The following is an 18569-nucleotide window of genomic DNA, read 5'->3' on the forward strand; positions in this document are numbered from 1 at the left end:
AAATGGGTAAAGACGTCCTGAGGGAATTTCTAAGGGACAAGGAGTTCAGTACTTCAGAGTTCATTGCAGCTTCAGTGGCCAATATGGTGGTCCTCTATATCGTCAACAGTGTCATGGGATGGAACCTGTCCTTCATTGACCCCTCCTTCGCCACCCTCATACCCCTCATAAACCTGGTGGTTGCTGCGGGTCTGGCCGTGAACCTTGTATTTATCTTCTTCAGGAAGCAGTGGCTCTGGTCATTCACCCAGATAATCCTGAACGCCCTCGGCTACCTTATGGTTTCATCACTCTACAGTGTCTTCCCATTCACCTTCAGGAACATCTACATATTCTATTCTGTAAGGTTCGCCCTCTTAATTGCAATGATCGTTATGGCCGTGGCTGTGTTTCTCCATGGACTCAAATTCGTCCTTAAATTCATTGTGAAGTACGGGTGAATGTGTGGATAGGGTGATGGTTCCTGATGAATCATTTTGAAGTGCTGATGACCGCTGCATGGGGGCTCAAAGGACCTGATCAATCACGGAATATCCCTGCTGCGGTGTTCATTGCAGAACCAGCCCTTATAAGTGCGGCGAGTGCTGCCGCCTCTGCAAGTTCATCCTCCCCTATACCACGGGCAAGGGCCTCTTCAGCGTGCCTTCTGGTGCATGCATCGCATCTAACCGCAACCGCGCATGCGACGGATATCAGGAGTTTCTCCCTCTCTGTGAGTTTTCCCTCAGATCTTACAGCTTCTCTAAAGCCTTTGAATGCCTCTGCAACTGCAGGTAATTCTTCTAGGAATCTGTCTGCTCCTGTCTTCATGGTCTTAACTTGACACCCTTCCCTTAAATACCTTCAGGGTATGGGTATGCCGTGGGGGCACCTTGATGGATTGCCAAGGTACCTCATGAGGGCAAGCTCTGTCTCCCTGAAGAGCTCATGTTTCATGCGGGATGCCTCATCATAGGCGGATTCCAGGTCCATGCCCAGTACCTCATGGAAGAGGCACTCAAGCAGCATGTGTCTCCTCATGACCTCCGCTGCAAGCTTCCTTCCCTCATCTGTGAGTTCAGCTCCAAGGTAGGGGTGGTGGATTACAAGGCCCATCCCGTGGAGTTTCTTGAGCATCTGGGTTGCGCTGGCTGGTTTGACCTTCATCTTGGCCGAGAGGTCTGATGTCCTTATGATGCCATGGCTCCTTATCCTGTACATTTCTTCAAGGTAGTTTTCCATGCTCCTTGTAAGTCTCATGGTAATGAATATATATTCAAAACCTATTTAAGCTTTGTTGTTCATACTCCACCACGGGTGATGTTATGCTTGAGATACGGGTACATGAGATAAGGGGGAATTGCCCGGTGTACAGGGAGGGGGACCGTATAGTCATCGATGACCCCAAGATAGACCTTGAGAGGACGGATGCCCTCTGCACCCATGCCCTTTCAACCATCCTCCACTACACCACAATCCTTGAGAGGAACTGGTGCCCCCTTGAACTCGGACTCACTGTGGAGGGGGACGAGGAGAGCGCATACATGCAGTGCATTGACCCGGGCAGACCCTACACCCATGGCGGGACCGTCATATTCAGGTGCAGGAGGATCAGATAGTGTGTTCAGACAGGGCTAATTCCCTGACAGGACGTAGGATAAGATGTTCTCCAAAGTGCCTGGGATCGTTACTGGAACCATAGAACCAGGACAGGGGGTATGACGGCATGTTCTCTCACTGCAGCTTCGGGAGGGTGAATTTCAGGGGCAGGGAGTACACCCATGACCTTGTGATACACACGGATGGAAGGGTCAGTAAAAGAATGAAGGAGCTCTCAAGGAGAAGGTACGGGACATCACACATCCTCTCCGAGGATGAACTATCAGAGATCCTTGAAGAGGAACCCGATGTCATCATCGTGGGCACATGGGTCCATGGAGCCCTCAGGGTCCCTGATATGAACCTTGAAACCAGGATAATCAGCCTTCCAACATGCGAAGCCGCAGAGAAGTACAACAGACTCATAAAAAGAGAGAGGGTGGCTGCGGTGATACATGTAACCTGCTGAGATGCAGGTTCCTCATTCACCCTCATCACGGTCTATGGCGAACCAGTAAACCGAGAGAAGGTGCTCCATCCTCTCATGGGCAGGGTTAACTGATGAGACTATCCTCCAGTAGTCCCTGTTATGCTTCCTCTCAACTAGGTGTGCCAGTTCATGGAGGACAACGTACTCCACAAGCTCATCAGGGAGGTGGCGGAGGAGGGTGTTGAAGTTGAGGTTCCCCCTGGAGCTGCAGCTACCCCACTTTGTCCTCATGGTCCTCAGGGTTATCCTGCCATACTCAACCCCGAGCCTCCCTGCCAGTTCAGCTGCAAGGCCCTCTATGAGTTCCCTGAGCTCATCCACTGACCTGTCCTCGAGGCTGATACCCTCAGCCTCCCTCCTGGCGTCCCTTATGTAGGAGAGCTTCCTGTGGATCCATGCCTCGTGTCTCCTCAGGATGCCCTCGGGGTCATCACAGGAATGTGGGAGTATGAGTTTTATCCCGCCATCCCTCAGTTCTATCCTTGGATGCTTGACCGGCCTCCTTATGACCTCATAGGCCGTTTCAATGTCACCTATTCTTATATTCCTCATTTTCAGACCTTATTAGTTGTACTTTAAATTTTCTGAATTCTATTTTTCGGGTTTCTGAGCTGTTTACTTGAACATCCCCGTAAATACCCTATATGTACACTTCAGTACACAAGACATATATAACTGTTCAGCAGATATTTTAGGGGAGTAAGTAAATTTGAGAGAACTGGAGTGTAACCTATGAATGTTCCAAGATGCATGAGCACACAGCACCCTGACAACGTGAACCCCCCATTCTTTGCATCAGGCCCTGAACTTGGAGGGGAGGATGAGATAAAGGAGGCCTACTATGTATTCTCACACCTTGGCTGTGATGAGCAGATGTGGGACTGTGAGGGTAAGGAGGTGGACAGTTACGTTGTCAAGAAGCTCCTCACAGAATACGAGTCATTCTTCAGGGAGAACATCCTCGGCGAGGACTGCAGACTGACACTCAGGGTCCCCAACCCTACGGTGGAAAGGGCCGAGGCAAAGATCCTCCTTGAAACCCTTGAGAGCATACCCCGATCCTATGATACGGCAGCCCTATTCTATGAAAGGGATGTGCCGCCGGTATTTGAGGTTATACTCCCCATGACGGCCTCAAGCAGGTGCCTTAACCGTGTCTACCACTACTACAGGGACTTCGTGGCCGGGAAGGAGAACCTGAAGCTCAAGGATGATGTGACGGTGGGTGAATGGATAGGGGAGTTCCGTCCAGAGGAGATAAACGTCATCCCCCTCTTCGAGGACATGGACGGTATGCTGGCAGCTGGGAGGATAACCGCCGAGTACCTTGAGGGCAAGGACCCTGAACATCAGAGGGTGTTCCTTGCAAGGTCCGACCCTGCAATGAACTACGGGATGATCCCGGCCACACTCCTCAACAAGGTCGCCCTCCAGTCCCTGGGGGAGGTTGAGGAGGAGACAAGTGTCATGATCTGCCCCATCATAGGTATGGGTTCAGCGCCCTTCAGGGGCAACCTGAAACCATCAAACACCCGCGCCGTTGAGGACTACCCTGGTGCCTTCACCTTCACTGTACAGTCCTCCTTCAAGTTCGACCATCCCCCTGCCGAGGTCAGCGATGCCGTGAGGCTGCTCAGGGAACATAAGCCTGGTAAACCCCAGGATGTGGACCGGGAGAGGATAATCGATATTGTGAACCGTTACTCCAGTGAGTACAGGAGGCATGTCATGAGGCTCGCTGATATGATAAACAGGGTTTCAAGGCACGTCCCCGGGAGGAGGAAGAGGAAGCTCCACATTGGACTCTTCGGTTACTCGAGGAGTATGGGAGGGGTTTCCCTCCCCAGGGCCATAACCTTCACCGCGGCCCTCTACTCCATCGGGGTGCCCCCTGAGATACTTGGTTTCAGCTCCCTCACGGACCCTGACCTTGACTACATAATGGAGATCTATCCTGGATTTGAGAGGGACTTCCATGATGCCCTCAGGTACATGAACCCCCATTCACCCCACCTGCCCCCTGAACTCAGGAGCTCAATTGAGGAGCACTTCCCTGACATCAGCCATGACCCTGAACATGTAAGGGTGACCGACGAGATCAACCACTCCCTTGCACTCAACAGGACCGGTAACCTGCAGGGCAGGATACTGGAGGCTGCAAGTATAAGGAAGTTCCTGGGGTAAATCACCGGCATCGGAGGATGCCCCCTGATCATGGCTGATGGTGGTGGGGACCGCAGGCTTTCTGGTTCCCATCAGATTTATTAATTTTATATGGGTCGGATAATATAATTAAATTGTAGGGGGTTTTATTTATGGACAACAGGGAAAGACTTGAAAGGATAAGGAGCTCCCCCATAACCTTTGAGGGGCTCCGTAAACTGAACATTGCAGCCGGATCCCTGCACCTTGTACAGGGACTCCTGATGGTTTTCCTGGGTTATCTGCTGACCTGGGACAGGGACATATACACCTTCTATCTGAAGTTCAGGGTGCTCTCACTGAACCCGCCGTCATTCCAGGTTCTGCCGAACCCTGAGGTGGTATTCACGGTGAGCTACCTTGGAGTTATACTGGCATCCTTCCTCCTGATATCTGCAGCCGCTCACTTCATAATAGCATTCTTGAGGAATGAGAGCTACATCGAGAACCTCAAAAGGGGTATGAACCCCTACCGGTGGTACGAGTATGCCCTCTCAAGTTCAATAATGATCGTTATACTGGCTACCTTCGTTGGTGTCTGGGACCTCTGGTCCCTTGTGATGATCTTTGTACTCAACGCCTCAATGATAATGTTCGGCTACCTCATGGAGAAGATCAACCAGTACACCGAGAACATCGACTGGTCACCCTACCTGCTCGGCTGTATTTCCGGTTTCACGCCCTGGATCGTAATTGCAGCATACTTTGTGGCGGCCCTTGGTTCATCAGAGACCCAGCCACCTGACTTCGTGTACCTCGCACTCCTCCTCTACTTTGTGATGTTCAACACCTTCTCCATCAACATGCTGCTCCAGTATAAGGGTGTCGGTAAATGGAAGGACTACCTCTACGGTGAGCGGGTGTACATCATACTGAGCCTCGTTGCCAAGACCATACTGGCCTGGCTGGTATTCATAGGGGTCTTCTCACCATTCTAATTTTATTTTTTTTTTATTCACTCCACTCCAAGTGCCTTGAAAACAGCGTCCTCTGCAGACTGATAGAATATTAAACTGAAGTTTCCTATAAGTTCTGGTGGTACTGTTGTGAGGTCCTGACTGGAACTTATGGGTATGAGGACCTTCTTGGCCCCACTATCCAGGCATACTTGGAGGGTGTTGGCAAGTTCCTCAACCTTCATTAGTGTGCCCCCTATACTTAAACTTCCAAGTACGGCGGTTGAGGGAAGTACAGGTTTGTTGAGGGCGGCTGAGCAGAGAGCCACAAATGCTGGTAGTGCGAGGTATCTGGTCATCCCAACACCATTCAGGTCATGTACCTGCATAAGGTAATCCTTGTTCTTTGTGCTGATGGTTCTGCTTATATTTTGGCTGTTGGACTTGAGGAAACTGAATGCTGTGTTTATAGCCTCCCTGACCTCCTTTTTTGAGCCTATGCCAGTACAGCTGAATTTACCTGTCCCATTAATCATTTCAGTCTCAATTTTGAATACGCCGATCATGCCATTATCGGCGGGTGCTACAGTGAAAAGGTGGCCCGGTTTTAGTATCCCTTCAGGGATTAATTTTCCACCACTCTGTTCGGGTACAGAGACGAATTCCTCAACCAGTGTTTCCCTGTCAATGTAAGAGAAGTTAACATCGTAAAATTCCATTCCACCAATCTTTTTAAGCTGCTCCTTGACCCTTCTGCGACATTCAAGGGCAAATATGAGGATCTCCCTCACATCCTCCTTATCAAACTCGCCATCAGGGTATATGAGTTTGATGAGACCTGACACCATCTTCCTGACGGCAGTTACGTCCCTCTGGTTCAGATTATTGCCAAGTACAAAGTATTCATCGAATGCATCGGCATATGATATCTTCCTCATCTCCCTGAGGAATTCTGCCAGATAATCCGTGATCAGACCGTACTGGTCTGTGAAGAATTCCGGACGATACTTTGGTATCTCCCATCCTGGAAGGTAGCAGTGCATCCTGTCAAAGAAGGCCGTGTCATTTCTTATATCATCAGGAAATGGATCAAAGAGGCTTGATGTTTTAAGAAGTACATCGACACTCTGGTTGATGTTACCCACGAATACCATGGATGCTGTGGCATTTTTTTCCTCCTTTCCCCTTGAAAAGGAACCTGAAGCCATATAGTCCTTCATTATGGGAATACCGTCCTTGTCCTTGAATCTTATGCCGGCAACCTCATCGAATGCCACACAGTCCCACATACCCACAAGTCCCACCATCCTTGTGGACATGTTGTAGAAGAGGTTGGCCACTGTGGTCTGCCCACCAGAAACAAGTATGCTGTTAGGGGATATCTCCCTGTAAACATGGGACTTTCCTGTTCCCCTGGGACCCAGTTCACAGAGGTTAAAGTTGTTCTCAACTAGGGGCACCAGTCGGGTGAGGAGCAGCCATTTAACCCTGTCATCAAACTGGGTGGGCTCCAGTCCGCATGACCTAAGGATTAAATCTATCCACTCATCCTTTGTAAAGTGCCTTCTTACACTAAGTATCTCATCAAGGTCCAGGTTGGGCATCTGTATCGGTGCGAGTTTCCTTATGATGAACGGGTTCCTTGATGGGTCAGCCTCGTCATAGAAGTATTCAAAAGTAACCATGCACCATATTTTACCTCCAAGGAGCCTTTCATATTTTGAGGGGTATTCCTTGGAGATCGGCACATTTGAAAGGCCAAGATTTGAGAATTCTGCCTCATATCGGTCCGCCCTATAGTTCAGCCTCACAGTTACCATATCAATGACGGTGTAGCTTCCGGATTCCCTCAGTTTTGAGAGTATTCGCTGGGCCTCATCAGGGCGTACATAGTTCTCTGAGAGGATCCTTTTAACGTTCTTAACACCCTGCTGTATAAGTGACTCCTCGGTTGTGGCGCAGTATTTACCAAGGAGGTATTCAAGTACATAGACCGGGACGTTGGCACCCTCCTTTATCTTCTTGGTTAGATCCTTTCTCACTATTCTTCCTGCAAAGTACCTGTTGAGTTTTGTGTTGAGGTCATCCTCGCCGTTAATGTCATTATAATCTCCCAATCAGGTCCCCTCCCTATCAGAATACAAAATCATCACTGAATGGTATGTCTATGGTAAATTCACATCGTTCTAATTCAACATCGTTCTCCATGTTTTTAATAACAAGGTAATATTTTTTCCTATTTGAATATTCTCTGTGTCGGAGTGTGAACTTCTCCCGAAATTCCCTTTCCCGTGGTGAACTTGCCTTGCTTGAAGCGTGAATTATGACCTCATTAGATATCCTTTCACCATTTTCATCCTCAAAGTAAATCTTAGCTTCAAGTGGTAGAACGGTTTCTGAGACGCTTTCAGTCTGAACGAATGTGAGGTAACTGTTGAGGTTTGTTAATCTGCGATCTATTGAAACCAGTTTAAGATCCACTACCCTCTGCTCAGTCTTTCCGGTCCGGGATTTGAGCTTTATGAGGGGTATGATGACTTCCTGTATTGATGTGCCTCCATGGACAAAGTTATGTCCTCCGCCGCTGATTTTAAATACTTCAAGTGACTCTGGAACCGTGACCATGATGTGGTCCATTCCCAGGTAATCAAGGGAAAATGTAAGGGTCCCCTCTATCTGAGGATCCTCCTCTGAGATTATAAACCTCTTATTTTTAAGTTTGAATTCCCCGTATGGTATTTCGATCCTGTCACTCTCAGGAACATCTCCTCTTCTGTAGATAAATCCATGGTCGGCTGTTATGATGTAATTGGAGATGCCCGCCTGGTTTGTCAGCTTCTTTATAAGTTCAAGTAGCTCTTCAATTGCTTCACTGGCCGCGTTGAAAACCTCGCTCTCTGTTGCCTGTTTGTCCCCCCGTGCATCTATCTGGTTGTGGTAGACATAAATCAGATCCCTGTTTTTAATTTTTTCACGTAGATCCTCCATCCTGAGTGACATAACCTCACTGTGGGTCCATGTGAGTGAATTTTCATTTTTTTCCTCAAGTATCCTCCCCCTCTCCGAAACACTGGATGTTGCTCTACCATCCACAAGTACCTTGCAGTCCTCGGTGAAACTTATACTATCATGGGGTAAAAGTGCCGCCATTCCAAGGGCCGTGTATGATGGTATTGATGAGATGACTGGCTGAATTTCGGCCGAGTTTCTGGGATTACTGCTGAGTTTTTTGCATAGTTCAACACCGCATTCATATCTCAGCGCATCTGAGATTATAACTGCGGTTCTGTGTTCATTTATGGATGGTGCGACGTGTTTCCTGTAAAATTGATGTTGCTTATCATATTTAAGGTCCTCAATGCTTGTATTCTTAAGTTTCATCGACCATAAGCGGTTTAGTTTTGATAGGTAGGTGTTTATGTACATGTTCTCAATGAGCTGGGCCAGGTCATGGGGTTTATCTGTTGATGGTAGCCTGTCGTAGGCGTAATAAAACTTCCTATATGCCAGGTCTATCATGTACCACCTACTGCAGTACTTTTCAACAAAGTCATCGATACCTGATGATGATTCCTCACTGAAGATATTTATCATTCCTATGAGGCTGTTGGCCCATTTTAGAACCTCATAGTGATTCCTGTATTTACCATAAAAGTGGGTCCTTTTCCTTTCAGTTAAGACATCATCGAGTCCCCCTATCTCAGAACCTGTCCCCAGAAGGAGGTCAATGTTATGTTCTATTATTTTCCTGTCAAAAACTTCAAATGTGTCGCATTCAAGGTAGCATTCAGGGGGAATCTTTTTGATGTGTTCTTCAATTTTTATTGACTCTGCGATGTAGGAGGCCACCTCATCATATTTATCCCTGTAGTGGGTGTTGTTCAGTAGGTTGCTTATAAAGACCGTCACATTATTTTCCCTTTCTGATATGAGTTTATCCCATGCCCCAGGGATGGTTCCCCTGAATCTTGTCGCTGTATAGGTTATCAGGAGTGTTATGAGGAAGTTCTTAATGGTTGGTCTCTCAGCACTGTAACCATACCTCTTCCTGCAGAGTTCCCAGAAATCCTCAAGGATCCCCATTTTCTCAAATTTCGAAAGATGCCTGTTTTCATGGAAGTCCTCAATCAGGACCTTCTTCAGGAGTTCATCGAAGTTAGGAACCTTTACACCCGCAAGGACGCATAGAATACCTATTTTTATGTTTTCATCAGAATAATCATCTATATTTAGCTTCTCAAATTTTCCGATGCGGCTATCTGCATTCCAGAACTTTCTGTACTTCTCCAGTACTGGCCTGAAATGCTCAGGGATTTTAAGTTCCTGTATTATAAGAGATATTCTGTCTGCTGCAAATGGTGTGGAGTAGTAGACAATATCTGCCAGATAGTTTTCCTCATCAGAAGGCCTTGGGAACGGTGCATATATAAGGTAACTGTTTACTGTGTCTTCAACCTCCAGGAGGTACTTGGTGTATAACTGGTTATTGTCCCTGAGGTGGTGAATCCTGGCGTTTTCAAGTTCCAGTTCATTGACGATGTCCCTGAACTCCGCGTCATCATCATACCATACCACTATACGCCTTTCATCACCCTTGAAGATCTGGTTAAGCTTCTTCTGGATGTATTTCAGGTTCATTGTAATACCCGCGCCCTTTAATTATCCTTAAAGCTTTTTGAGGAGGTCTACCTTGACGGTTTTTCCATTTCTCTTTATTTCCACGCCCTGGAATTTCGCATAGTTCACCTGCACACCATCGTCAAGGTCTATCTCTATCTTCCTGTTGGCGATATGTGCGAGTGCCTCATCATAGACCTTTATCTCTTCAAGCTGTTCTATAAGTTTTTTATTCTCCTTTGTTAATCTTGAAATCTCTGATTTGGTCTTTGAGTTTTCTATAATCCTTTCATTCTGTTTTATTCTGTTTTCAATTGCTTTCTGTGTTCTATGGAGGTAGTCTGTCCTCACCCTTGCCACGAGCTCTGGTTCGTATCTGTGCATGTATATGAGTGCCTTGAAGGCATTCTTTTTTCCACTGTCGAACTGCCAGTAGATTGGGCGTTTTTTATAGGTTTTAACGTGGTCCTTATAGAATTCAGACATGAAATAGTTCCTTATAATTTCACGGCTTGTTTTACCCCTCTTTCCAAGGGCCTTTGCAATGAAGTCCAGGTTTTCCTCCAGGTTATCTTCTCCAAAGGTTACCCTGACGAATTCAATGAACCTGCCGACTATATCGTCCTCGAAGTACTCCGTATCGAGGATGGGTATTATGTTGTCCTCGTCTGGAATGAATTTTGAGTACCTTGATGGATCCCATTCACCGCCTGCAAAAATGAGGCCCTCCTCATCGAGGCTGTAGCGGCCGAACATGCACCCCACTGCATAGGAGATGAAACTTCTAATATCTCTTGAAAGGTCTGCTTTTCTTATGCTCACCTCAGAATCAGAGACCTCAAGGGTTAATTCGTCTTCTAAACCATATATTTTGATAAAAATTTCGTTAAGCCTTTCTTCATTTGATTTAAGTTTTGAAAATCTTTTCTGAGTTAATTCATCCCATTTTTCAAATGATTCTTCGATAAGAGAGGTTTTAAACATGAAGAAGGGATGGCATTTGAAATTCCATGACTTTTCGAATGAATCCCACTCTTCTTTGGATAATTTTATGTTTTCTTTAACTAAAAAATTGATTTGAGAATTTTCTTTAAAAATAACAGGTATTTCAGATATGTTGCCTGTTTGATAATTGAAAGTAGGGTTGATCGCATTTAAAACTGTCTGGACGATAGGTGTATTTAATAGTCCCAAAATATAGAAAAATTTCTCAGGGGGTGCAAAAACGGAAGGTCCCGCATCACCAACAATATAACCATTGCCATGATATCTAACACTGAAATTGCTTGTTGAAATTCTAGACCAAGTCATTCCTTTTTGAAAGTATCTATGCTCGTTACTTATTTGAGCACGTTTAAAATTTTTTAACTCATAACCATCTTTCTCATAATTAATTACATACTCATTATTACCATACCATTTTCTATAATTCCCCCCTTTATTATAAGGGAACCATTTCTTTTTAGAATTTAAAGCCAAAAATCTATCCTTTATGCCAAAGCCTATCTTGTTGGAATTTACTTCATACCACAATTTCAAGAAATAATCATCTTTATGGGTTGAAACACCTAAAGCAGGTTTTGCAATATTTTTTAATGGAATTCCTACTTTAAAAATTTTTCTTACATTGTCTGATATCCAATAAGAAAAAGGATGTCCTGGAATATCCAAAAAATCCTTTTTCTTAGCGAAATATTCGTTTTCTTTTCTCAAAAACCCGTTTTGTTTTGATATCTGGGACTTAAAGCTTACTAATCGCATGTAAGCGGATTTATACTCATCTAAACAAAAATTAGCAGATACAAATGACGTTGTTTGTACAACTTCACCCCCAATTTCATCAAATGCCCTTGCTCCAAGATGTGCCATGTTAATTATTGTACAATCTAGTAACCTCTCTCTTAAATTTTTATAAGCTGATAAAAACATGAAAGAGTGCTGAGTAATCATAGCAATATATCTGTTTTCGCCCATAAGGGATAGGCACTTCTCAATAAAAGCCGCGAAAAGATCTGATTTTGTATCTGGAAACCTCTTCCTCAAATAATCCTTTAGTTTTTTATTCATGTTTTTGCTGCCCAAATATGGAGGATTAGTTATTACAACATCATATTTTTCAGACAATATTATTGATTGTTTTATAATAGGATTTAATAAATCAAAGAGCTCTTCCTGTTTTCTAATTGAATCAAAGTCAGAATATCTCGTTTTTCTTATTTCGGCCAATCTTTCAAGAATGGAATCAAAATCAATTTTATCAACATCTATTAAGCTTCCATACTCCTTGGCATCAATAAATACTTCCCTGAGGTAAATGAGATCCCTCTTTATCTGCTCATTGCCCGATGCCACAAAATCTATTAATTCATCGGTTATGCCGTTGCTCTCCTGTATAGAACATAAATGGGGTTCTATTCCCATCTTTAATATTCTCCGATTGTATGATCTGGCCTTCATCATTACAGCGAAGTAGGCCAGCTGATAGGCCCTATCATCAATATCAAGGCCATAAATATTATTCTCAAGTATTGAAACAGCAGCATCCCTTTCAGAGTAACCCATTGAAGTGTATATCTGCATCAAAACATCGAATACATAGACAAGTATGTGGCCACTTCCCATTGCAGGGTCAATAACCCTGATATCCTCTGGCTTAAGGTTTCGATACTCTTGCCGGATCTTCTCAAGTTCGGCCTGGACCTCAGGTTCCTGTTCAGCCTCTTCAAGATAGTATTTCCAGTTTCTTTTGATTTCGCTTTCAGGGTGCCCTTCAATCCATAATCTTCCAAGAGAATTCTCAACCATATATTTTACAATCCATCTGGGTGTGAATAGTTGAGTGGCCGCGGGTATCCTCTCCTTACTGATCTTGACATTCTTCTTTGCCTTTGCAAATGTCTCATCCTTAACCTCAGAGATGTAATATTGGTACATCCAGCCGATGATCTCAACCTGGTCCCTGAAGTCCTCCTCAGGTATGAGGTCCACAAGTCGCCTTACAACCCCATCCTCACTTGTGTAGGATATTGAAAGGAGTATCTCAGTGTAATCCGCTGTCTCCTCAAAGAGTTCAGGTAGTATTTCATTCAGCTTATTGCACTGCTTTATGAAAAGCATCCTGAAGAGTTCATCAAGCCTGTTCTCATCCTTCAACCGGTAAACTGTTTCTATCTCTTCATCACTGAAATCAAGGTCAACGTCGGGGGCCATTGTTACGATATCAGGTTCTATCTTCCCCTCCTTTTCACTTGAAAGTACCCTTACATGCCCGGGTAAGTAATCATTGACCTCCATGAACCTTATGGCTATTATCCTGTTGAACCAGGTGTATGCTACCTCTTCTATGACATTATCAAATCCCTTCTCATTTATCCTCTTAACAAGGCTTTTCCTCTGTTCTATGGCCTCGTCGTATATTTTGTATGGCGTCCCCCCAACATCATAGACCTCCATCCCATCAATTTTTTCCACTGGATCGGATATTCCCTCTTCTGTTATTCCCAGGAGGCTTGCCCTGTATTTTATCTCATCGATCAGCTTCTTTCTTGCCTCGACAGCAAATGTCTTTATTGCCTTCTTATTTATTGGAATTCCCCCGTTAAATTTTAAGAGTTATGACAGTTTCACTGTCAAGTTCATCCTCTAAGCGCATCCTGATTTTGGTGACGAGTTCATCTATATCCTCTTTTTTCCTTATGGTTATGAAGCCGCTGTTTATGATGTCCCTTATGTTCACCCTTTTCTCCTCAGGGGTTTCATCCCCCTTATCGGGTTTTATTCTATTGAGGAATGATTCTGTAATTTTGTCGCATTCGTCCTTTATCCCGTTTATTTCATGTATGAACTCTGAGCGTTTCAGTTTATCACACAGGTCCCTGAAGCTCCTCCGGATATCTGATTCGAATTTTTCATCAATTCCCATGGACTCAAGTTGTTCAAGTAGTTCTTTGAGATTATTTTTCAGGTACCCCCTTACCGGAGCCCTTTTTTCCTCCAGAACGCTGTTGTGGATATCCTCAAATTTAGTGGATAAATCTGGGAGTTCAGGTATCTTTGAGTAGGGGGTTTCCATTTCGATTATTTCCCTGATTCTATCTGCAATGTTTCTGAGTTCATGGCTTTCAAGGAGGTTCCTGTTTTTCTCGTAGAGATCAATATCCTCACAGGCCCTCTCGAATATCTCTTTCTGTTTTCCTTCAAAGAATTTAATTACAGGTTCCAGTTCCTCAGATAAGTCCTGTAATTCCTCCTTATTATTGTGGATGAAATCAAAGAATTCCCTGGTTGAACTTAAATCTGAGACTTCCCTGAGCATTTCCGCTGCCTCGTCTATTATGTTTTTTCCGGGAAGCCTTTTTTCATTCTGATATTCCCGGAATATCTCGCCGAGCTCATTCAGTTTATCCGCTGTCCTCCTCTGGAACTCCCCCATAATGACATCCTCATCATCAGAGGATAGGGTTTCGCTGAAGAGATCCCTGAATACCTCCCTCACTGATTTAATTTTGAATTCAGGGATGCTTTCCCTTTTATCAATCAGTATCTCCTCATGGAAACGCCTTTCCTTTAAGAACCTCCGGAAGTCATTTGGATTGTAGTCCCTTAAGGATAGGTTCTGGCCTTTCCTCTCAAGGGATATCTTCCTCTGGGAGAAGATAACTGCTATGAGCCATGCTATATCGTCGTCAATGTAACCGTATGGTGGTCTTCTGAATCGGTCAAAGACTGTTTTGAGTGATGGTTTGGCGTGTATTCTCGTCTGTCTTTCAATGTAATCCATTATTTCATCAATTGCATTCTGGTTCCTGGTTTCCGGCTTTTCTGTGAGTGTCTCATTTTTGGCCCTCCTCAGGATTTCAAGTATATCAGAGTCCACCGGGGAAAACTCCATGTAAGGAAGTTTTGAGTATATCTTGTTTACAAGTTTCTCAAGGGCGCTGTTTATCCTTTCAGAAGGGTTTCTGTCATTGATATCCACCCGGTCACCCTTAACATACACCTCTGACACCTTAAGTGCATTCTCTATTGAGATCCTGATTCGCTGATTCTTTTCGTCCCTCTCCTCGTTTATGGTGTTGATGATGGTCGCCTTTGATTTATCATCAAACGCCATCTCCCGGGTAAGGTATTTCTTGATTTTGAGTAACTCCTCGATTTCAGCCAGGAACGGTGCGTTATCGCCCAGGTAGAATATGGCCTCATTTTTCTCCTCAGACATCGCCCTGAGGGCCATGGTGAGTCTCTGTCTATCTGAGTGGGGGGATAGGGTTGTCTGTCCACTGTCCTCAGGGTACCCAATGTCATGGTAGGGTGTTATGATTCTAACCCCTATCTCTGCATGCTGTTTCCCATAGTAGATGTCGTCGACTGCCCTGTTGAATGGGAAGTTATATCGCTTATTGTAACGGTACTTTTTATCTTCGTAGATATCCTCAAAGATTATCCTGGCTGTTTCATTCAGAATCTCCCCTATTTCCACATTCTCCTGTTTGATTGCCCTCCAGACAGCCTGCTCATCGTCGGTTAAAAATGAGTATACATCGCCATTTTTCTGTATCAGTGTCTCCCTGAGTAATCTTCCCAGTGATTTCTCAACCTTTTCCCTGAGCTCGACACGGTCATCATCAATATTTTCAATCATGAGGGTGGTGAGATTCTCTGGAGTACCCTTTATTCCCTTAACGTACTTTATCAGGAACAGAACCTTCAGGACTTCAACGTCAAATTCATCAAGTTTATCGTTATTGGCTGCCCTCTTGATGACTGAGCTGTGGGTGTGATCAACGAATCTGTCCAGTGAGTCATAGAACCTGTTAAATGGCACCAGAGCACCTGCTTCCTCCTCCATGATGGAAATTGCGGCCTCCTGGAAGAGTGCAAGCATCGACCTTTCCCCCTCTGCAAGGTGCTTCCCTGATGCTCCGTGTATTCTTATGGAGGTCAGCACATCTCCAAGAAGATTGAACTGGTAGGGTATGAATGGGTAAACCTCGGCAAAGTCCTGACCATTAACGTACATCTTCTTCTCTGAGGTATCAGAGGAAAAACTTATAAGATTCTTCAGTATGGCGTTCTTGTTATCGTAGAGGGCCTCCAGGGTCTGGCTTCCTGACTCATTTTTCTTCAGAATTCTCCTTCGGATGACCTCATCCACGTTGACTGATGTCAGTGATAAACGGGTTTTGAAACGTCCCTGGATCTTTGAAAAGTCGTTTTTTCTAACGTCTATGATTGAATCTATGTCCTCCTGGCTGGTGACCACAACCCATATCCTTCCCTTACCATGTATGCCAAGCTCCTCTACGAGGGTCTGGAGGTTGAGCATGAGCCCTGAATCATCACCTATGTACTGTCCTATTTCATCAACAAGGAAGACCACATGATGTTTTGGAGATCTGCTGTCGCAGTATTCCTTGACCATCTTTGCGAATTTCTCTATGGAGATTGAGTAGTTGTCTTCAGCCTTCTCGACCCAGTTCCTTGCTGCCTCCCGGCTCATATAGTTTATACTTGAGAGTGCTTCAACTACATCATCCTGGATGAAGTAGAAATCCTCACGTTCACTGAGCCAATCATTTCCATTTATTTCAAGGAACTTTGCCTTGAAATCATCAAATAACCCCTCAGAATCCAGTTTACTCTCCATTTCAGCTAGGAATGGAATTTCGCCACAGAATCCCCTCATCTCATTGAATACCTTCACAAAAACGTCAAGTATCGGGTCCCTGCTGCTCTCAGTCCCTGAACTCTTGGATGCTATGTTGAATAGTATGACATCAGTGGGGACTGAGGTTGCAAGATCCATGTCAGCAATTATGGTGTGGTCAGTTATTTTCCCATCCTCAAGGAAGAAGTCAATGGCCCTCCTTCCCCTGACCTCCCTGTTTTCGAGGATGTATGAGAGTATCTTGAGGAAGTGTGATTTACCGCTTCCGAAGAAGCCCGAGATCCATACCCCCATTTCATCGGTTTGACCATCTATCCCCTTTTTATAGTTTTCAAAAAATTCGCGGAAATGTTTTGATAATTCAGCTGTCACAACATATTCATTGAGTTCCTGGTAGATGCTCTCTTCATCATCCTGCCCCACCTTTATAACACCCTTGATATCCCTATCAATGGGTTTTTCAAACATTTCTCCAATTTTCATTTTGGTTCACCCTACCAAATCCCACTATTCAACTAGAGGAAAAGCTCTGTAGTAATTGTTGTCATGGATTGTTCCAAAGAGTATAAGTTCAGACCCGGAGTACCTCCCCGGAAAGAATAGAATGACCGGCACATTATCCATAACCTCATAGAGATTGTTGAGGACATTGTGGGACCTGAGTATAGGATAGGCCTTCCCGACTCCAGTCAGAAAGACAACGGAGTTTTCTTCAGTGTTCTCTTTAATGTGGGAGACAATCAGGTTTGAGGCTGTTCCAAGTTTTAGTAATTTGTTTACGGCTTTTTTTGCATATTCACTTCCCTTCTTCTCCTCAAACTCAAATGTCTTAGATAGGTACCCCTTTTCCTTAAGTATGCTGATTATGATTTCATAGAGGTCAAATTCAGCGATTTTGAATGGGTGGTTTGGGTTTTCATTGATTTTTTTCCGAAGATATGAAATGTAACTGCGGACCTCGAGTTCATACCGCGGATCATAATCAAATATGTAGTAGCCAACCTCATTACCAAGGCCCCTGTTTTCACGAAATGCCGGATCCTTTATCTTCAGTTCGATCATATCAAGTCTTTCGTGGATTTCTGACATCTGGTCACCCTACACTCTTCCTGCTAAAGTGCTGAAATATGGAGCCATATCCTCCTTCATAAGTCTTTTTTTGGCAGCAGAATCGATGAACGGCTTCAATATTTCTCTTTTATCTCCCTTATATCTAAGGAGACCCGCTTCCCTTAACATTCTTATATACTCGGATTTCAATCTTTTTATGGTTGAATCAACCCATTTATCAACTGTTGCACTCTGAATCCTCTTTTCCTCAAAGAAAATATTGAGATCCCTATCCTCGAGAATGTGATCACCCGTTATTATCTTGGTTCTGAATACCTCATGCATGAATTCAAAGAAGAGACGGTCCGTCTTCATAATCGAAATTAAAACGATTATTCTTGAAGTCTCAGAATCCGCCTCCACGAGTAATTTGAGGACATCCTCAGGCAGACTTTTCAACCGTTGATATATCGAACTAGCCATTCTTCTGGCCCTGTATTCTGATTCTACCTGATATATGTTTTCTTTAACGGCCAATTCAATTATATCCTGTCTTTTTAAACCTTCAATTATGTATCTGGCGGTCTTGCGTGATTCTAAAAACCAGAATGATTTTGAAACAATACCTGCACTGTACTTCATCAATGTTCTGGTTTATCAAGCATCATCTTAAAGTTTTTCGGTTTAAATTTTAATGAATTTCCTTAACATGATAAGAGACACCACCCTTATTACGACTAGGATTACTCAATATCAACTTGATAATCGAACCGCAAACTATTTATATGGCTTTCGCTTAACACTTATTCTGCCGATATGAACTGTTTTTCACATACAGTCCCGTGGGGTAATGGCAATCCTGATGGACTCTGGATCCATCGATAGCGGTTCGACTCCGCTCGGGACTATCCCCCCAAAACCCCCTTTTTATCGAAACCTATTTATTATGAACCTCACCACCTATTAACTGTCATAGTCCCGTGGGGTAGTGGTAATCCTGCTGGGCTTTGGACCCGGCGACAGCGGTTCGACTCCGCTCGGGACTATCAAATCAACTTATTCTGTGTCT

14 protein-coding genes and 2 tRNA genes are annotated in these 18569 nt (G+C 44.4%); 7 read left to right on the top strand and 9 right to left on the bottom strand.

All coding sequences use genetic code 11. The features are described from left to right. Window positions 1-2 precede the first annotated feature (2 nt). Window positions 3-440, top strand: coding sequence for a hypothetical protein (locus FZP57_RS06345; RefSeq protein WP_191216090.1), 438 nt, complete (start codon window positions 3-5; stop codon window positions 438-440). 79 nt (window positions 441-519) lie between these two features. Here the strand turns inward: FZP57_RS06345 and FZP57_RS06350 are convergent, their stop codons facing one another. Together FZP57_RS06350 and FZP57_RS06355 are read right to left on the bottom strand one after the other, a co-directional pair. Beyond that, the gene (locus FZP57_RS06350) at window positions 520-810 is read right to left on the bottom strand and encodes a carboxymuconolactone decarboxylase family protein (protein ID WP_074359247.1); all 291 of its coding nucleotides are present in this window, start codon (window positions 808-810) and stop codon (window positions 520-522) included. A gap of 33 nt (window positions 811-843) precedes the next feature. After that, window positions 844-1239, bottom strand: coding sequence for a metal-dependent transcriptional regulator (locus FZP57_RS06355; RefSeq protein WP_074359248.1), 396 nt, complete (start codon window positions 1237-1239; stop codon window positions 844-846). A 65-nt stretch (window positions 1240-1304) separates the two neighbouring features. Between FZP57_RS06355 and FZP57_RS06360 the strand changes: the two genes are divergently transcribed. Beyond that, window positions 1305-1598 (top strand): TIGR04076 family protein, encoded by a 294-nt coding sequence (locus tag FZP57_RS06360; RefSeq protein WP_074359249.1) that lies wholly within the window; start codon window positions 1305-1307, stop codon window positions 1596-1598. A 107-nt stretch (window positions 1599-1705) separates the two neighbouring features. Beyond that, a complete protein-coding gene (locus FZP57_RS06365) occupies window positions 1706-2047 on the top strand; it encodes an Mth938-like domain-containing protein (RefSeq protein WP_074359250.1) in 342 nt (113 codons plus the stop codon). A gap of 12 nt (window positions 2048-2059) precedes the next feature. Here FZP57_RS06365 and FZP57_RS06370 read toward each other — a convergent pair whose 3' ends face one another. Continuing rightward, window positions 2060-2620, bottom strand: a complete 561-nt coding sequence (locus FZP57_RS06370; protein WP_191216091.1) for a M48 family metallopeptidase — start codon at window positions 2618-2620, stop codon at window positions 2060-2062. A gap of 180 nt (window positions 2621-2800) precedes the next feature. Here FZP57_RS06370 and ppcA point away from each other — a divergent pair, with 180 nt between their 5' ends. Continuing rightward, window positions 2801-4252, top strand: coding sequence for a phosphoenolpyruvate carboxylase (ppcA, locus tag FZP57_RS06375; RefSeq protein ID WP_191216092.1), 1452 nt, complete (start codon window positions 2801-2803; stop codon window positions 4250-4252). Window positions 4253-4383: 131 nt separating this feature from the next. Beyond that, window positions 4384-5208 carry a heliorhodopsin HeR gene (gene heR / locus FZP57_RS06380; protein WP_191216093.1) on the top strand — a complete coding sequence of 275 codons (825 nt, stop codon included), beginning with the start codon at window positions 4384-4386 and terminating at the stop codon, window positions 5206-5208. A gap of 17 nt (window positions 5209-5225) precedes the next feature. Here the strand turns inward: heR and brxL are convergent, their stop codons facing one another. From brxL to FZP57_RS06410, 6 genes are read right to left on the bottom strand one after another with little or no spacing between them, the layout of a single operon-like run. Next, window positions 5226-7283, bottom strand: a complete 2058-nt coding sequence (gene brxL, locus FZP57_RS06385) for a protease Lon-related BREX system protein BrxL (RefSeq protein ID WP_191216094.1) — start codon at window positions 7281-7283, stop codon at window positions 5226-5228. Window positions 7284-7299: 16 nt separating this feature from the next. After that, on the bottom strand, window positions 7300-9804 hold the full coding sequence (gene pglZ, locus FZP57_RS06390) for a BREX-1 system phosphatase PglZ type A (RefSeq protein WP_191216095.1): 2505 nt from the start codon (window positions 9802-9804) through the stop codon (window positions 7300-7302). A gap of 27 nt (window positions 9805-9831) precedes the next feature. Then, window positions 9832-13374 (bottom strand): BREX-1 system adenine-specific DNA-methyltransferase PglX, encoded by a 3543-nt coding sequence (gene pglX, locus FZP57_RS06395; RefSeq protein WP_370518349.1) that lies wholly within the window; start codon window positions 13372-13374, stop codon window positions 9832-9834. A 7-nt stretch (window positions 13375-13381) separates the two neighbouring features. Next, entirely contained in the window at window positions 13382-16933 is a 3552-nt protein-coding gene (brxC, locus tag FZP57_RS06400; protein WP_191216096.1) for a BREX system P-loop protein BrxC, read from the bottom strand. A gap of 24 nt (window positions 16934-16957) precedes the next feature. Next, window positions 16958-17539 (bottom strand): DUF1788 domain-containing protein, encoded by a 582-nt coding sequence (locus FZP57_RS06405; RefSeq protein WP_191216097.1) that lies wholly within the window; start codon window positions 17537-17539, stop codon window positions 16958-16960. Window positions 17540-17548: 9 nt separating this feature from the next. Further along, window positions 17549-18142: a DUF1819 family protein gene (locus tag FZP57_RS06410; RefSeq protein WP_191216098.1), complete on the bottom strand. Its 594-nt coding sequence runs from the start codon at window positions 18140-18142 to the stop codon at window positions 17549-17551. Window positions 18143-18336: 194 nt separating this feature from the next. Here FZP57_RS06410 and FZP57_RS06415 point away from each other — a divergent pair. Both FZP57_RS06415 and FZP57_RS06420 read left to right on the top strand, forming a co-directional pair. Continuing rightward, a tRNA-Gln gene (locus FZP57_RS06415) sits at window positions 18337-18408 on the top strand. A 66-nt stretch (window positions 18409-18474) separates the two neighbouring features. Then, window positions 18475-18546: transfer RNA gene (locus FZP57_RS06420), tRNA-Gln, on the top strand. The last annotated feature ends 23 nt before the right edge of the window (window positions 18547-18569 follow it).

The organism is Methanothermobacter sp. THM-1 (assembly GCF_009914355.1).
In the GTDB taxonomy this organism is placed as follows: domain Archaea; phylum Methanobacteriota; class Methanobacteria; order Methanobacteriales; family Methanothermobacteraceae; genus Methanothermobacter; species Methanothermobacter wolfei.

Coding starts and splice junctions, on each gene's coding strand:
- FZP57_RS06405 (WP_191216097.1), bottom strand. CDS start 17,539: ATGTCAGAAATCCACGAAAGACTTGATATGATCGAACTGAAGATAAAG.
- brxC (WP_191216096.1), bottom strand. CDS start 16,933: ATGAAAATTGGAGAAATGTTTGAAAAACCCATTGATAGGGATATCAAG.
- FZP57_RS06370 (WP_191216091.1), bottom strand. CDS start 2,620: ATGAGGAATATAAGAATAGGTGACATTGAAACGGCCTATGAGGTCATA.
- FZP57_RS06355 (WP_074359248.1), bottom strand. CDS start 1,239: ATGAGACTTACAAGGAGCATGGAAAACTACCTTGAAGAAATGTACAGG.
- FZP57_RS06350 (WP_074359247.1), bottom strand. CDS start 810: ATGAAGACAGGAGCAGACAGATTCCTAGAAGAATTACCTGCAGTTGCA.
- FZP57_RS06410 (WP_191216098.1), bottom strand. CDS start 18,142: ATGAAGTACAGTGCAGGTATTGTTTCAAAATCATTCTGGTTTTTAGAA.
- FZP57_RS06345 (WP_191216090.1), top strand. CDS start 3: ATGGGTAAAGACGTCCTGAGGGAATTTCTAAGGGACAAGGAGTTCAGT.
- ppcA (WP_191216092.1), top strand. CDS start 2,801: ATGAATGTTCCAAGATGCATGAGCACACAGCACCCTGACAACGTGAAC.
- heR (WP_191216093.1), top strand. CDS start 4,384: ATGGACAACAGGGAAAGACTTGAAAGGATAAGGAGCTCCCCCATAACC.
- pglZ (WP_191216095.1), bottom strand. CDS start 9,804: ATGAACCTGAAATACATCCAGAAGAAGCTTAACCAGATCTTCAAGGGT.
- FZP57_RS06365 (WP_074359250.1), top strand. CDS start 1,706: ATGTTCTCTCACTGCAGCTTCGGGAGGGTGAATTTCAGGGGCAGGGAG.
- FZP57_RS06360 (WP_074359249.1), top strand. CDS start 1,305: ATGCTTGAGATACGGGTACATGAGATAAGGGGGAATTGCCCGGTGTAC.